This window comes from Spirillospora sp. CA-128828 (assembly GCF_050945415.1).
GTDB lineage: Bacteria > Actinomycetota > Actinomycetes > Streptosporangiales > Streptosporangiaceae > Spirillospora.
Genome location: NZ_CP191986.1, coordinates 6,915,497 through 6,930,653, shown reverse-complemented (window position 1 = coordinate 6,930,653; position 15,157 = coordinate 6,915,497). Strand labels below are relative to the sequence as shown.

13 protein-coding genes are annotated in these 15,157 nt (G+C 71.7%); 7 read left to right on the top strand and 6 right to left on the bottom strand.

Translation table 11 applies throughout. The features are described 5' to 3' along the window. Positions 1-43: 43 nt before the first annotated feature. Entirely contained in the window at positions 44-1,459 is a 1,416-nt protein-coding gene (locus ACQPXG_RS33385) for an MFS transporter (RefSeq protein WP_433463122.1), read from the bottom strand. A gap of 157 nt (positions 1,460-1,616) precedes the next feature. Between ACQPXG_RS33385 and ACQPXG_RS33380 the strand changes: the two genes are divergently transcribed. Beyond that, complete coding sequence (locus tag ACQPXG_RS33380) at positions 1,617-2,513, top strand: helix-turn-helix transcriptional regulator (RefSeq protein WP_433463121.1); 897 nt, start codon at positions 1,617-1,619, stop codon at positions 2,511-2,513. Here the strand turns inward: ACQPXG_RS33380 and ACQPXG_RS33375 are convergent. Then, positions 2,497-3,201, bottom strand: coding sequence for an SDR family NAD(P)-dependent oxidoreductase (locus ACQPXG_RS33375; protein WP_433463120.1), 705 nt, complete (start codon positions 3,199-3,201; stop codon positions 2,497-2,499). The two genes, ACQPXG_RS33380 and ACQPXG_RS33375, sit on opposite strands and share 17 nt — an antisense overlap. A gap of 79 nt (positions 3,202-3,280) precedes the next feature. On the opposite strand from ACQPXG_RS33375, the gene ACQPXG_RS33370 reads away from it, so the two are divergent. Beyond that, a complete protein-coding gene (locus tag ACQPXG_RS33370) occupies positions 3,281-3,910 on the top strand; it encodes a TetR/AcrR family transcriptional regulator (RefSeq protein WP_433463119.1) in 630 nt (209 codons plus the stop codon). A 17-nt stretch (positions 3,911-3,927) separates the two neighbouring features. Here the strand turns inward: ACQPXG_RS33370 and ACQPXG_RS33365 are convergent, their stop codons facing one another. Next, entirely contained in the window at positions 3,928-4,419 is a 492-nt protein-coding gene (locus ACQPXG_RS33365; RefSeq protein WP_433463118.1) for a DUF523 domain-containing protein, read from the bottom strand. Between the two features lie 470 nt (positions 4,420-4,889). Between ACQPXG_RS33365 and ACQPXG_RS33360 the strand changes: the two genes are divergently transcribed. Genes ACQPXG_RS33360 through ACQPXG_RS33350 form a run of 3 tightly spaced genes read left to right on the top strand, consistent with a single transcriptional unit; the run spans position 4,890 to position 8,843 of the window. Then, the gene (locus ACQPXG_RS33360) at positions 4,890-7,163 is read left to right on the top strand and encodes a sensor histidine kinase (protein WP_433463117.1); all 2,274 of its coding nucleotides are present in this window, start codon (positions 4,890-4,892) and stop codon (positions 7,161-7,163) included. Beyond that, entirely contained in the window at positions 7,163-7,543 is a 381-nt protein-coding gene (locus ACQPXG_RS33355) for a DUF742 domain-containing protein (protein WP_433463116.1), read from the top strand. Before ACQPXG_RS33360 ends, ACQPXG_RS33355 begins: the two co-directional genes overlap by 1 nt. Next, a complete protein-coding gene (locus ACQPXG_RS33350; RefSeq protein ID WP_433463115.1) occupies positions 7,524-8,843 on the top strand; it encodes an ABC transporter substrate-binding protein in 1,320 nt (439 codons plus the stop codon). The genes ACQPXG_RS33355 and ACQPXG_RS33350 overlap by 20 nt, the downstream gene beginning before the upstream one ends. 12 nt (positions 8,844-8,855) lie before the next feature. Here ACQPXG_RS33350 and ACQPXG_RS33345 read toward each other — a convergent pair whose 3' ends face one another. The 3 genes from ACQPXG_RS33345 to ACQPXG_RS33335 form a co-directional block, all read right to left on the bottom strand. Then, positions 8,856-9,674: an SDR family NAD(P)-dependent oxidoreductase gene (locus ACQPXG_RS33345; RefSeq protein WP_433463114.1), complete on the bottom strand. Its 819-nt coding sequence runs from the start codon at positions 9,672-9,674 to the stop codon at positions 8,856-8,858. A gap of 156 nt (positions 9,675-9,830) precedes the next feature. Continuing rightward, entirely contained in the window at positions 9,831-10,832 is a 1,002-nt protein-coding gene (locus ACQPXG_RS33340) for an AurF N-oxygenase family protein (protein ID WP_433463113.1), read from the bottom strand. Between the two features lie 58 nt (positions 10,833-10,890). Continuing rightward, positions 10,891-11,565: a TetR/AcrR family transcriptional regulator gene (locus tag ACQPXG_RS33335; protein ID WP_433463112.1), complete on the bottom strand. Its 675-nt coding sequence runs from the start codon at positions 11,563-11,565 to the stop codon at positions 10,891-10,893. 207 nt (positions 11,566-11,772) lie between these two features. Here ACQPXG_RS33335 and ACQPXG_RS33330 point away from each other — a divergent pair, with 207 nt between their 5' ends. Both ACQPXG_RS33330 and ACQPXG_RS33325 read left to right on the top strand, forming a co-directional pair. Next, complete coding sequence (locus ACQPXG_RS33330; RefSeq protein ID WP_433463111.1) at positions 11,773-12,546, top strand: ABC transporter ATP-binding protein; 774 nt, start codon at positions 11,773-11,775, stop codon at positions 12,544-12,546. Next, a complete protein-coding gene (locus ACQPXG_RS33325; protein ID WP_433463110.1) occupies positions 12,546-15,056 on the top strand; it encodes an ABC transporter permease in 2,511 nt (836 codons plus the stop codon). Before ACQPXG_RS33330 ends, ACQPXG_RS33325 begins: the two co-directional genes overlap by 1 nt. Positions 15,057-15,157 lie beyond the last annotated feature (101 nt).

The window sequence follows — 15,157 nt, the reverse complement described above, 5'->3', positions numbered from 1 at the left end:
CCGGGTTCACGCCCCGATGCGGTCGGCCTGCCCGGCAGGGGTATCAGCCCGTGTCCACCGCATGCTGCCGGAGGAGCGGCATGGCGAGGGCGGCGCCGGTGAGGCAGATGACTCCGGCCGTGAGGGTGGCGGTGTGCAGGCCGGTCAGGGTGGCTGCGACAGGGCCCGTCGTGGACGAGAGTGCTTCGGTACGGGCGGCGACGATGGCGGCCAGGCCTGCGGTGCCGATGCCGCCGAGGAACTGGGGCAACTGGGAGAGGCCGCCTGCGGTGCTCTGCTCGTCGTCCCGGAGGCCGGATGTCATCGTCGTGATGAAGCCGACGACCGTCAGGACGTGCCCGAAGCCCATCGCGCTGGACGTCAGCAGAAGAAGCGGTAGCCCGTCCTGCGCGGGCAGCAGCACCATCGCACCTGTGCCGAGGCCCTGGACGGTCAGGCCGATGGCCATGACACCCACCTTGCCCCGTGCGGCGATCAGCCGGGCGGCGAGTGTGCCGCCGATCAGAGCCGTGATGCCCTCCGCGAGGAAGGCCGCACCGGCGGCGAGCGGTGAGTAACCCAGGACGTCCTGCATGTAGAGGCTCAGCAGGACGGTCGTGCCGCCGCACATGCCCAAGGTGATGAAGCCGAGGAGGCCGCTCCACTTCACGGTCGGCCTGTTCAGCAGGCCGAGCGGGATCAGCGGGGCCGGGTGCCGCCGCTCCACCAGGAAGAACGCGGTGAGGGACAGCGAGGCCAGGGCAAGGGAGGCCGACGTGGACGGGCCGCCCCAGCCGGCGTCGGCGCCGGTAGAGATGCCGTAGACCAGGGCGAACAGGCCGATGCTCGCCAGGACGGCGCCGGGGACGTCGAGCCGCGCCGGGACGCGCGTGCCGGTCCGGGGGAGGACGGTGACCGCGCCGAGGAGCACTAGTGCGCCGACGGCGGCCAGGAGCAGCATGGTCCAGCGCCAGCTCAGGCCGCTGGTGATGACGCCGCCGCCCAGGGTGCCGAGGACGAATCCCAGCGACAGCACCGCGCCGTTGACGCCCAGCGCTCTCGTTCGCTGTGCCCCTTCCGGGAACGCCGCCGTCATCAGCGCGATGGCGGTCGGTGCGATCATCGCGGCGGACGTTCCCTGGCCCGCGCGAGCGGCGACCAGCAGCGCGGGGCCGGTCGCCAGCGCCGCCGTCAGGGAGAACGCGCCGAACAGGGCGACCCCGAGGATGAACAGCCGGCGGCGGCCGACGATGTCGGAGACCCGGCTGAACAGCGGCAGCAGGCTCGCCGTCGGGAGCAGGCACGCCGTCGCCACCCATTGGAGGGAGCCGGTGCTCGTGAAGCCCAGGTCACGTCCGATCTCTGGCAGCGCCACCGTCACGACCGAGAAGTCCAGCCCTGTCATGAAGGTGGCGCCGCACAGTGTGAAAAGGATCAGCCATCCTCGGCTGCCGAGTCGGTTCGCCTCTCCGGCACGCATGCGTTGTGTTTCGGGCGCAGCCATGACCGTCTCTCATGAGTAGTTGATGGACGGGCCCAGCTTGTGGCGGGCGGTGAGCGTTACCCAGCCCTCTGCCGGGGCTATCCATGCGGTGCCTACACCTGGCAGGTGCAGGCGGAGCGCGGTGGGAGGAGGCATGCTGGACGGCATGGTGCAGCATTCCGACCTCGGGGAGTTCCTGCGGACGCGCCGTGCGCGGCTGCGGCCGGAGGACGTCGGCCTGCCCGACTACGGCGGGCGGCGGCGCGTCCCCGGCCTGCGCCGTGAGGAACTGGCACAGCTCGCCGGCGTCAGCGCCGGGTACTACACACGGCTTGAACAGGGGCAGAGCGGCAACGCCTCAGATGCGGTCCTCGACGCGATCGCCCGCGTGCTGCAGCTGGACGAGGCGGAGCTGTCGCATCTGCGGCGCCTCGCGCACCGGAAGGCCAAGGCGCGGCCGCGGCCGCGGCCGGAGCGGATGCGGCCCGCCGTCCGGCTGATGCTCGAAGCCCTCGGTGACGCGCCCGCGCTGATCCTCGGCCGCCACTACGACGTACTGGCCTGGAACCGGGCGGCGCACGCGCTGCTCGCCGGCCATGTCGCCTATGACGCCCCGGAGCGCCCCGGCGAGCGGCCCAACATCGCGCGGCTCGTCTTCCTGGACACGCATACGCGCGAGCTGTACGCCGATTGGCGCACCAAGGCGCGGGACACGGTCGCGGACGTGCGGATGTCCGCCGCCCGGTATCCGGACGACCCCACGCTGACCAGCCTGGTCGGGGAACTCACTCTGCACAGTCCGGAGTTCGCGTCGCTGTGGGCGGCCCATCCCGTCCAGGACTGCGCCGTCCGGTACACCCGAGAGTTCCGGCACCCGCTGGTGGGCGCGATGACACTCAACAACGAGATCATGGAGCTGTCCAACGACGAGGGCCAGCGCATGGCCGTGTTCACCGCCGACCCGGGCTCCTCGTCGGCGGAGGCGCTGCGCCTTCTCGTGGACTTCGCCGCCGAGATGGCGCAGCGGCCGGAGTTCACGTCAACGCGTTGAAGACCGCTTCGGCGCTGTCGCGTTTCGCGTAGAGGTTCCAGGCGGTGTCGGCGATGGCGTCCGGGTTCAGTGTGCCGACGGTGATGCCGCCAATGGCGTCTTGCTGGGACGTGATCATCCGGTGGATGTCGCCGCGTTCGATGAGGCCGCCGATCGTCAGCGTGCCGGCATAGATCCCCCGGTCGGCCAGGGCCGCGTTGAGCGTGCGGGCATAGTTCCGCAGGGCCGCCGAGGAGATCGCGAGACCGCCGAGCACGGGCATGGGGACGACGGAGCTGAGGCCGCCCGCGAACAGCAGTCCGCCGCCGCCTCGCTCCAGCATGCCGGGCAGGACGGCGCCGACCGTGTCGATCGCCGGATACACCCAGTTCATCGCGTCCTGAACGGCGGGCACGTCCGTCGAGATGATGGGGGTCGGCCGCGCGCCGTCCACGGCGGCGGGGCCGTAGTAGACGACCTCCATGTCGCCGATCGCGTCCAGGACGGCGAGCAGCGCGTCACGGTCGCGGATGTCCGCCGCGTGGGACGTGGCCTCGATGCCCGCGGCCTCCAGCGCCGCGACGTAGCCGGGATGGCGCGTCGCGTTCCTGGAGATGAGCGCGATCTTGTGGCCTTCGCGACCGAACCGGTGCGCGATGGACATGCCGAGCCCGGGTCCGGCCCCGATGACGACGGTCGTGGAAGACATGACGAACCTCCATGAAGTTGAGGATGCCCTCAAGTTAGCAGAAAACTTGAGGGCATCCTCAACTTCGTACGATGGGGGCATGGCCGGGAAGAGCAGGCCGCCTCGGGCGGACGCCGCGCGCAATCGGGACAAACTGGTGGCCGCCGCCGCGGCCGTGTTCGGAGAACGCGGCCTCGACGCACCGCTGGACGAGATCGCGCGCCGCGCCGGGGTGAGCATCGGCACGCTCTACAACCACTTCCCCGCGCGCCAGGACCTCTTTGACGCGATCTTTCCCGCCCGGCTGGCCGCCCTGGACGACATCGTCGAGCGGTCCCTGGCCGACCCCGATCCCTGGAACGGGTTCGTCGTGTACGTCGAAGGTCTGTTCGCGTTGCAGGCTCAGGACCGCGGGCTCAACGACGTCCTCGCGCGCCGTTTCCCGCTCGCCCCCGAACTGGAGGCCGCCTGCCACCGAGGATTCGACCACCTCGTGAGGATCATGGCCAGGGCCAAGGAGTCCGGTGATCTGCGGCCCGACTTCGAACCGCCGGACATCGTGCCGCTGATGTGGGCGATGTCGCAGGTCATCCGGGAGTCGGCGGACGCGGCGCCCAGTGCTTGGCGGCGGTGCCTCGGGTTCTTCCTCGACGGACTGCGCGCCGAGGCCGCGCGGCCGCTGCCCGCCCCGTCGCTCACCGCGGAGCAGGTCGCCCGTTTCCTGGAATGAGGCGGTCGTCCTCTCGGTCAGGACTCCAGGTCGACCAGCAGGGCCTGCAGGGCGTCCAGTTCGTCCTCGCTGAAGACCTGGATCCCCGAGCGTCGCAGCAACGCCGTCGTCACGCCCGTGCCGGGAGCCGCGGATCCCGTGAACGTGCCGTCGTAGACGCGGTGGCTTCCGCAGGACGGGCTGCCCTCCTTGAGGAGGGCGATGCGGGCGCCGGAGCGGTTCGCGGCTTCCAGGGCCAGGCGGGCGCCGTGGAGGAACTCGCCGGTCACGTCGGCGCCGGCCTCGGTGCGGATGCGGGCCGTTCCGTCCAGGACGTCGCCGCCGTCGCCGCCGACGATCTCGGCGGGTGGACGCGGCACCGCCAACCCGCCCGATACCTCCGGGCAGAACGGGACAAGGCGCCCCTCCGTGCGCCAGCGTTCGAAGAGGTCGCCGGCGACCGGCTTGGCCGCGCCGTCATAGCGGACGGGCCTTCCAGCGAGGCATGAGCTGACCAGAATGCGCTCCACGCCGTCCAGCCTATGCGGGCCTCCCCGACGCCTTGCCCGGCAGGGAACCCCGGCGATGGCGACGAGCAGTACAACCGGCTGTTCACGATGCACGGCACGATCATGCTGCTGCTGTTCCGCTCAGAACGTCCCGCCTTCGACCTCCATCATCCGAAGTTCGGGGGGAGCGGGCCGGCGGTGGGGCAGAATGAGGCCGGCGGGTGGGGCCCGTGCCGACCGGGAGCGTCTCGGCGTTGGTCCTCGTCGCGGCCGTAGGACCCGTCCTGATCGGTGAGCCAATGGCCGGATTCTGCCACTGACCTGCCATGTCACCTAAATAACGCAAGGGCAACAATCTGCGCTAGTGGGACAAAGCAGGCGAGTGATTCGTCAGGGTGGGCTAGGTTCGGCCACGCTATGGTGACCTGTGTCACAAGCGGCGGCGCACGGATCGCCGCGGACGAGGGCGGTGCCGGCAACGTGGAGGCGTGATGACCCGGCGAGCACGATCGGTCAGGACCAGGATCGTCATCCTGCTCGTCCCGCCGATCACCGCGCTGGTCATGCTGTGGGTTTTCGCCGCGGGCACCACGCTCGGGGACACCCTGCGGCAGACCCGGTCCCGGACCTTCACCGACAAGGTCATCCGGCCGACCGACGCGATGATCGACGCGCTGCAGGACGAGCGGCGCATGTCGCTGTCCTATCTCGGCGACGACTCCACGATCGGCCGGTCCGGGTTCGACGCCCAGCGGGCGATGACGGATCGGGCCAGGGCGGCGTTCCGCAGGTCGGCGGCGGACCCCTCCGTCCGCGGTGCGGCCCGGCCCGAGACCAGGCGGCGGATGGTCGAGCTGGCCGCCTCCCTGGGCGAGCTGGAATCGGTCCGCGACTCGGTCGACCGGCGGCTGATCAACCGCGGGCAGGCCCTCGGCCGCTACACCGCCTTCATCGACCTCGCAGCGGAGATCTACGACGAGACACGCTCGTCCGACGAGCGCATCGTCCGCGACACCCGCGTCCTCGGCACCCTGGAGCGCGCGAGGGAGAACCTGACGCGCGAGGACGCGCTCATCACCGGTGCTCTGGCCGCGGGCAAGCTGAGCGAGGACGAGCACCGGCGGCTGGTGGAACTGGCCGGGACGCGCGACTTCCTCTACGGCGACTCGGCCGGGGCCCTGCCGGAAGCCGACCGCGAGCGGTACGAGGCGATCATCGCCGGGCCCGAGTTCGCGCTGTTCCGCCGGCTGGAGACCCAGCTCGTCCGGTCCGGCCCGACCGAGGAGCGCCCGCCGGTCGACGTGGGAGCCTGGCACACCTCCACGGAGTCGGTGAACGCGCAGCTGGCGGGGCTCTCGTCCCGAATCCGCGCCGCCACCGCCGCGCGGGCCGCGCAGAAGGCGGACGCGGTGCTGCTCCGGCTCGAGCTCGCCGGGGGCCTCGGGCTCCTCGCCGTGGTGATCGCGATCGTCGTCGCGGTGCGGATGGGGCGCCGGCTCGTCCGGGAGAGCCGCGACATCGCCGGCACGGTCGCGGCCTTCACCCGGGACCGGATCCCGGAGATCACCGAGCGGGCGCGCCGCGGGGAGGACATCGCCGACGAGGAGCCCGGGCAGCGGCCGGCGTTCGCCGTGACCGAGATCGCCAGGATCGACGCGGCGTTCACCGAGGCGCGCCGGGCCGTCGTCCGGGCGACGACGGGCGAGGCGGCCGCGCACAAGCGCCTCAACGACGTGTTCGTCACCCTGGCCCGGCGCAACCAGTCCCTGCTGCAGCACCTGCTCGGCCTGCTCGAAGGCATGGAGCGTGACACCGAGGACCCCGACGCGCTGGCCGCGCTCTTCGAGCTCGACCACCTGGCGACCCGGATGCGCCGGCACGCGGAGGGCCTGGTCATCCTGTCCGGGCGGCCGTCCGGCCGGATCTGGCGCCACCCGGTCCGGCTGATGGACGTGGCGCGCGCGGCGGCGTCCGAGGTGGCGGACTTCACCCGGGTCGAGGTCGTGCCGATGGGACGGACGGCGCTGTCCGGCCGCGCCGTCGCCGACACCATTCACCTGCTCGCGGAGCTGATCGAGAACGCCGCCGTGTTCTCCCCGCCCACCACGCGGATCCGGGTGACGGGCGGGGAGGCCGCGCACGGATTCGCGATCGAGGTCGAGGACCGCGGGCTCGGGCTCTCCCGCGAGGAGCTGGAGCGGCTGAACGGCCTGCTCGCCACCGACCCCGAGCTCGACTTCGACGACTCGGTGCGGCTGGGGCTGTTCGTCGTGGCCCGGCTCGCGGCGCGGCACGGCATCACGGTGACACTGCGGCCCTCGTCCTACGGCGGCGTCGTCGCGATCGTGCTCATTCCGCACGCGCTGATCGTGGAACCGCCGGACGCGGTGGAGGAGGGCGGCGGCTCCGCCGAGCACCGGCCGCTGGTCGCCGTGGCCCGCACGGCGGACACGGTCCGGGAAGGACGCCTGCGGGCGTCCGCCGTCCAGGCCGGGCCTTCGGCCACCGAGCCGCTCGCACTGGAGAGCGGCCGGCGCGAGACCGGGGACGGGTCGGCCGTCGGCGACGAGCCCGACCTGCCCAGGCGACGGCGGCAGCAGAGCCTCGCCCCGCAGCTTCGGGAGGAACCGGAGGAGCCGCCCGGCGCGGAGCCGGACGACCGAACGCCGGAGGACGCCGGGCGCCTGCTGTCGAGGATGCAGAGCGGCTGGCGCCGCGGCCGGGACGCCGGGCCCCAGCCGCCGCCGGGCCCCGGCGGTGAGTGATGACCGGGGAGCCCGAAGAACTGTGGGTCGACGAGCAGGCCGGACCCGTGGTGCGCCCGTTCGCCGTCGCCCGGGGCCGGACGCGGCAGCGGGGCGCCGCCCTCGACCTCATCGCCGTGGTCGTCACCGCCGAGGTGCCGATGCCGGATCCGCGGACCCTCGGCACGGAGGACGAGCGGATCCTCGAACTGTGCATCCGGCCCCGGGCGGTCGTCGATCTGGCGGCGGACCTGGCGCTGCCCGTCGGCGTCGTCCGCGTGCTGCTGAGCGATCTGCTGGACCGCGGACTGGTCAACGTGCGGCGGCCGGCGGTGTCCCGGACCGGGGCCGCCGACCCGCGTCTTCTCAAGGAAGTGATCGATGGTCTCCGTGCGCTGTGACCTGACCCGGGTGAAGGCCCTGCTCGCGGGCGCCGTTCTGCTGGCCGCGCCGGCGGTCGCCGGCTGCGGCTCGTCCGCGGACGGTCTGCTCACGACCGATGCGCCGGGGGTGACCCGGGAGCCCTGCCCGCACCCGGTCAACAAGGACCACGGCTGCATCTACCTCGGCACCCTGTCGGACCTGAGCACCGGGCCGTTCACGCAGATGGGGGTCCCGATCACCAAGGTGCAGCGCGCGTTCTGGGACCGTGTGAACCGGCAGGGCGGCATCGGCGCCTACGACGTCGACGTCGTCACCTACGTCCGCGACAACCACTACGACCCGCGGGTGCAGGTGAGCGCCTACGACGAGATCAAGGGCAAGGTGCTGGCGCTGGCGCAGACGCTCGGGTCGCCGGCGACCGACGCGATCCTCGGCCGCCTCCGCGCGGACGAGATGATCGCGCTCCCCGTCTCATGGACGTCGAAGTGGGAGTTCGAGGACAACATCCTGGAGTCGGGGGCCTCGTACTGCTTCGAGGCGATGAACGGCGTCGACTACGGCGTCGACCACCTCGCCGCCAAGAGCGTGATGGCCGTCCACTACTCCGGCGACTACGGCGACGACGCGGCCGCCGGCGCGAGGATCGCCGCCAAGGCACGCGGCCTCTCCTTCACCGACGTGCCGACCGTCCAGGGGACGCCCGGCAAGAGCACGGCGGCGCAGGAGGACGCCGTCCGCGCCATCCTCTCGCGCAAACCCGACCTGGTCGTCCTGACCACCAGCCCCGCGGACGCGGCGGCCATCGTCGGCACGACGGTCCGGCGCGGCTACAAGGGGAAGTTCGTCGGCGACAACCCGACGTGGGCCAAGGGGCTTTTGCGGAACTCCGCAATCGGCGCGTTGAAGGAGCGCTACCTGCAGGTCGCGCCGTGGAAGCCGTTCGCGGCCGACTCGCCTGGCCACACGGCGATGCGGCAGGCGCTCGGCCGGGTCGATCCGGACGACTCTCTCACCAGCGGGTGGGTGATGTCCTACCCGCTGAAGGCCGCCCTGGAGCGCGCCGTCGAGGCAAAGGACCTGACGCGCAAGGGGTTGCTCGCGGCCGTCCGCAGGATCCAGCACGTCGACTACGAGGGCATCCTGCCGGCCGTGGCGGGCAACTCCTCCGGCTCACCGGACGCCTCGGCGTTCCGGCAGTCGGTGATCGGCAGGCCGGACGAGCACGAGTTCACCGGGATCAAGGCGATCACGGACTTCGAGGCCGGGCCGACCGCCAAGGGCTACCGGCTGGACGCCCCCTGCTACACCACCGGGTGACCGGCCGCCCGGTCAGTTGCCGGAGCGGATCCGGTCGACGGCGATCTGGGCGACGCGGACGGCGGCGCCCGGGTTGAGGCGGACGCCGCGCCAGGCGAGGCGGCCGTGGGCGGGGGCCACGATGAGGGCCTGGTTCTTCGCGACGCCCCGCATGATGTCGCGGGCCAGTTTCTCGGCCGTGTAGAGGCGCGGGGCGGCCTTCGCTATGTCACCGGTGGCGTCGCCGCTCAGCGGTGTGTCGGGCAGGTCCGGGTTGACGTTGTGGAGCAGGGGGGTGTCGACGAAGCTCGGGCAGACGACGCTGACCTTGACGCCGCGTCCGGCCGCCTCGGCGCGCAGGCCGAGGGACAGGCCCACGACGGCGTGCTTGGTGGCGGTGTAGGGGATGCCGATCGGCATCGGGACGAGACCGGCCAGCGAGGCGGTGTTGACGATGTGGCCGCGGCCCTGCTCCAGCATGATCGGGTAGGCGGCGTGGACGCCGTGCACGACGCCCTTGAGGTTGATGTCGATGGCGCGGTTCCAGTGGTCGAGGGTGAGCTCCTCGGCCAGTCCGCCGACCGCGATGCCGGCGTTGTTGAACACCAGGTCGAGCCGGCCGTGCTCGGTCTTGACACCTGCGTAGAGTGCGGCGACGGCGTCCGCGTCGGTGACGTCGAGGGCGGCGTGGGACGCCTTGCCCCTGCCGAGGGTGTTCAGCTTCTCGGCGACCTGAGCGGCACCGTCGGCGTTGATGTCGCCGACCACGACGGTGTCGCCCCGTGCCACCAGGGACGTGGCGATCGCACGGCCGATGCCGGACGCTCCTCCGGTCACGATCGCGATGCTCATTGCGCGCTCCGCTCGATGAACCGCGGGCCCGGGCTCGAGGGGGAGTGAGCCCGGACCGCGGCGGCTAATTGGATATTGCGTTGAATTGCGGGGATTCTAGGGGCGGGTCCGGGCCGCCGATACTCATCCCGGCCACAAACTCGCGCCCGCGGATGCTCAGGCGGCCTTGGCGGTCCCCACGGCGCGGCGCTGCTTCGGCTCGTCCCAGATGCCGAACGCCTTCCACACCTGCCTGTTCACCGGGCCGATCACGCCCAGCTCGGCCATCAGGTCGCGGATCTTGCCGACCGAGTTGGAGATCTCCGCCTGCGACGCCTCGCTCCGGTAGGCGGCGCGGACGACGTCCTTCGGGATGCCGAAGTGCCGCACCATCGGCCCGGGCGGGGACAGCATGATCCGCGCCATCACGCCCAGCACGACCGGGGTCGCGGCGCCGAGGATCCGGCGGCGCAGCGGGTTCATGTTCGGCACCCGGTGCTTGAGGTAGTGCCGGGCGAACGAGATGTGCCGGGCCTCCTCCGCGATGTGGATCTTCATGATGGTCTCTTCGAGCGGGTGCTTGATGTGGCCGCCCTTGAGGGACTTGCGCTGGACGTAGTCGATCGGGTCCTCGCCGCCGAGCACGAACACGAAGAACATCTCCGTGCTGATCAGCGGGATCCAGGGGGCGGCCTGCGCGACGAGGCTGAGCGAACGCGGCATGCCGCGGATCGGCATCTTCGTCCGGTTCACGAACTCCTGGAACATCATCCCGTGGTGACATTCCTCGGTCGTCTCGTGGTAGACGTACCGGAACTCCGGGCGGCCGTTCGGCAGCCGGTAGGCGTAGTTCAGCAGCCCGCGCTTCAGCAGGTTCTCGAACTGCAGCCCGATCTTCATCGCGGTCGCGACGCGCCACAGGCCGATCTGCGCCTGGACCTCCGGCGGCTGCGCCTGGTACCAGGCCGTCTCGCCGAGCCGGTCGAACGGCGGCAGCACCCAGCGCGGGTCGTTCTTGTCGACGGTGAACTCGGGGTCGTCCCAGGGGATGTCGGCGTACGCCTCCCAGTGCTTGTCGACCGATGCCTTGTTCAGGCGGTCGATGACACCGAGGTACGACTTCTTGTCCTTGACCTGCTCGCGGACCTCGTCGGCGAGTTCTGTGGGGGCTTTCGGCATGTGATGCGCTCCCTCGGGATGGTGCGGCCGGCCGGGGGGCCGACGGTGTGACTGGGGGCTATCGGTCGGTCTGCGGCTGGGCCTCCGGCAGGCCCTGCTCGGGGACGATCAGCCGCGCGACGTCCTTGATCTGCCGCAGCACCGCGGCCTGGTGGCCGTCGGCGTCGTCGTCCAGCGCGTTCTGTATGGACAGCCCGACGAACATCGCGAACACGCCGCGCAGCATCGTCGGGACGAAGTCGGGGGGAAGGGTGTTGCCGGGGAACAGCCGCTCGAACGTCTCCAGGATCACCTGGAGGACGCGCTCGTTGAGGTCGAGGCACAGGGGCCGCAGCTCGTCGTCGGTGCGGGCCGCCACCGCCAGCTCCATGAGGGCCTTGGCCGGACGGCCGCGGAACACCTCCCAGAGCAGGTCGAGCGCGCCCGACACGTTGCGCCGCTCCGGCGGCAGCACCGCGAACGCGGTCTCGTACGCCAGGCGTTGCGCCTCCAGCATGTGCTCCAGCGCGGCCGCGACGAGCTCCATCTTCGTCGGGTAGTGGTGCTGCTGGGCCCCGCGCGAGACGCCGGCGCGACGCGCGACCTCCGTGGTGGACGTCCCGGACCAGCCGAGGTCCACCAGGCACTCCATGGTGGCCTCCAGGAGCCTGGCCTGCGTGCGCGACCTGCGCTCCTCCTGGGTCCGGCGCCGGGACGGGCCGTGCCGGTGACGTCGGCGGCTGGTTGCTGACACGCCTCAGACGGTACGAGCGCGACATACATGCAATCAAGCCTGCATGTATGTTGCCCGCATCACAATTGGACACCGAGTCTTATTTGATCTTCGGCCGGCGTACCGCGGGGGACGTAGCCGGGCCGTCCCCGATGCGCCGGCGGGAGCAGGCCCGGTGCCTCTTCTGCCCCGACGACGGACCCCATGGCGCGGGACGACGATCCCGGCATGGGAAACGCAGCGGAAGCAAGACGATCGATCCACGAGGACACCGGCCGGGGCGGGGCGCGCACGGTCGGGCTCAGCAAGGTGTACGGGTCCGGTGACATGGCGGTGAGGGCGCTCGACGACGTCAGCGTGGTGCTCCCGGACGGACGGTTCACCGCGATCATGGGTCCGTCCGGTGCCGGCAAGTCCACGCTGATGCACTGCGTGGCGGGGCTGGAGGACGCGACGGCCGGCAAGGTCTATGTCGGCGACCAGGAACTCGGGGCGCTGTCGGACCGCCGCCTGACCCGGCTCAGGCGCGAGCGCATCGGGTTCGTGTTCCAGGCGTTCAACCTGCTCCCCACGCTCACGGCGCGCGACAACATCCTGCTGCCGTTGACGCTGGCAGGGACGAGCCCGGACCAGCAGTGGCTGGACACCGTCGTCCGCGTCCTGAAGCTGGGGGACCGGCTGTCGCACCGCCCGTCCGAGATGTCGGGCGGGCAGCAGCAGAGGGTGGCGCTGGCGCGCGCGCTGGTCACCCGCCCGCAGATCGTGTTCGCGGACGAGCCCACCGGCAACCTCGACTCGCGTACCGGCGGCGAGGTTCTGGCGCTGCTCCGCAACGCCGTTGACGACCTCGGCCAGACCGTCGCGATGGTCACCCACGACCCGGTCGCCGCAGGGCACGCCGACGCGGTGGTGTTCCTCGCCGACGGCCGCGTCGTCGACGTCATGGACGCGCCCACACCCGACCGAGTGCTGGACCGTATGCGAGGACTGGGGGACCACTGATGACCGGGCTCGTGTTCAAGGAACTGTGGGGACGCAAACGCCGCCTGGTCGGCTCCCTGGTGGCGGTCTTCCTGGGCGTGACGTTCCTGATGGGGACGCTCGTCCTCGGCGACACACTCGCCGCGAGCATCGACGGGTACTTCTCCACCGCGTACGGCAGGACGGACGTGACCGTCCGGAACGCGACCAAGGTGAGCGACGCCCCGTGGGGCGGCCGCGGCCAGATCGACGCGTCCGTCCTGGACAGGGTGCGCCAGGTGAACGGCGTCGCCAACGCCGAACCGACCATCGAGGGCTCGGGGCAGCTTCTCGCCAAGGACGGCACGACGATCCCGTCACGCGGGCCGCGCACGGCCGGAAACTGGATGACCGACCCGAAGCTCAATCCGTACCACCTCGTGTCGGGACGGGGACCGCGCGCGCCGGACGAGGTCGTCATCAACAAGATGTTCGCCGACGACGGCCACCTGAAGGTCGGCGACCGGACGGCCGTGCTCACGCCGGAGAAGGTCCCGGTCACCGTCGTCGGGATCAGCAAGTTCGGTGACGAGGACGCCTTCGGCGAGACGTCGTTCACGGCGTTCTCCCTGGAAGGCGCCCGCCAGTACGTCGCGAAGGGCACCGACCGCATCAGCGGCGTCGCCATCCGCGCGGGGGACGGCGTCGGCCAGGGTGAGCTGGCGTCCCGCGTGCAGGACGTCCTGCCCTCCGGAGTCCAGGCCATCTCGACCAAGGCGCAGGTCGAGGAGGGCATGAGCCTCGTCGAGAGCGGCTTCCTGCGGATCTTCCGGATCGTCCTCGCCGCGTTCGGCGGCGTGGCCCTGCTCGTCGCGGCGTTCAGCATCCACAACACGTTCGCGATCACGATGGCGCAGCGGACCCGCGAGTCGGCGCTGCTGCGCGCGCTCGGCGCCGGACGCCGGCAGGTCGTCACGATCGTCGGCTTCGAGGCGTTGATGGTCGGCGGCGCCGCCACCCTCGCCGGGCTCGCCGGAGGGCTCGGGTTCGCGGCGCTGCTCCGGCAGCTGTTCACGCAGTTCCGGATCGGGATCGCCATGGAGGGCGTCACCGTGGCCGCGAGCTCGGTCCTGATCGCGGTTCCGGTGGGGCTGCTGGTCACCCTGGTCGCGGCGCTCGGCCCGGCGCTGAAGGCGTCGCGGGTGCCGCCGCTGGCCGCGCTGCGGGAGGTCGCGGCGGAGGCGTCACGTCCGTCCGAGAGCCGTGTCATCGTCGGCGCCGTCTTCGCGGCGGTCGCGATCGGGACCGTCGTGTTCGGCGCGGTCAAGGAGCAGATGGCGATGGCGACGGCGGGCGCGGTGGTGACCGTGGTCTCGATGGTCGTGCTCGGGCCCGTGGCCGCCCGTCCGGTCGCGGCGCTGCTCGGCGGTCCCGCTGCGCGGCTGCGCGGCGTCCCCGGGGCGCTCGCGCGCGACAACGCGACCCGCAGCCCGGCGCGCACGGCCGGCGCGGCGACCGCGCTGATGATCGGCGTCGGGGTGGTCACGCTGATGACGGTGTTCATCGGTTCGCTGCGCGCGTCCCTTGAGGACGGCGTGGCCGGCTCGTTCAAGGGCCCGATCGTCGTGGACGCGGGCGGCAACGAGACGGGCGGGTTCAGCACGTCCCTCGTCCAGGACGCGGCGAAACTGCCGCAGGTGAGCGATGTCGCCGGGCTCGGCACGGGCAGCATGCGGGTGGCGGACAAGCCGTCCACCGTCAGCGTGGCCGACCCGTCCAGCCTGCGGCGCGTCCTCGACCTGGACGTCACGCAGGGCAGCCTCAACGACGCGGGTACCTTCGCCGTCTCGAAGAAGGCCGCGGACGACAAGGGCTGGCGTGTGGGCACCACGGTAGGCGTGACGTTCGCCGACGGCGCCTCACAGAAGCTGACGGTAGGGGCCGTCTACAAGAACACCGATATGACCGGCGACTACCTGGTTCCGCGCGCCGTATGGAACGCGCACACAAGGCAGCCCCTGGACACGAAGGCGTTCGTCGACCTGAAGCCCGGCGCGTCGGTCGCGTCCGCCCGGCAGGCCCTGGCGGCGTTGGCCAAGCCCTACGGGGCACCGGACATCGAGTCGCGGGACGAGTTCGTGGCCGCGCAGACCGAGGACATGGCCGGTTTCATCACCGTCGTCTACGGGATGCTCATCCTGGCCATCGTCATCGCGCTGCTCGGCATCGCCAACACGCTGTCCCTGGCCGTCCACGAACGGACCCGCGAACTCGGCCTGCTCCGTGCGGTCGGCGCGACGCGTCCGCAGGTCCGGTCGATGGTGCGTTGGGAGTCGGTCATCGTGGCGGTGTTCGGCACCGGCGGCGGGCTCGGCCTGGGGGCGTTCCTGGGCTGGGGCCTGGGCGCCGCCCTCGGCAACCCGTTCGCGCCGCCGCCCGTCCAGCTGGCGGTCATCGCCGTGGTCGGCGCGGTGGCGGGCGCCCTCGCCGCGATCCGCCCCGCCCGGCGCGCGGCCCGCCTGGCGATCCTTTCCGCGATCTCCGCACCGTGACGCGCGTCGCCGTTCCCCCCGCGGTCGGCCGCGAGGGGAACGGCCGGCGGCGTCAGGGCCGGGTCCGGCGGCGTCGGCTCGCCGGGCGTGCGTGCGACCCC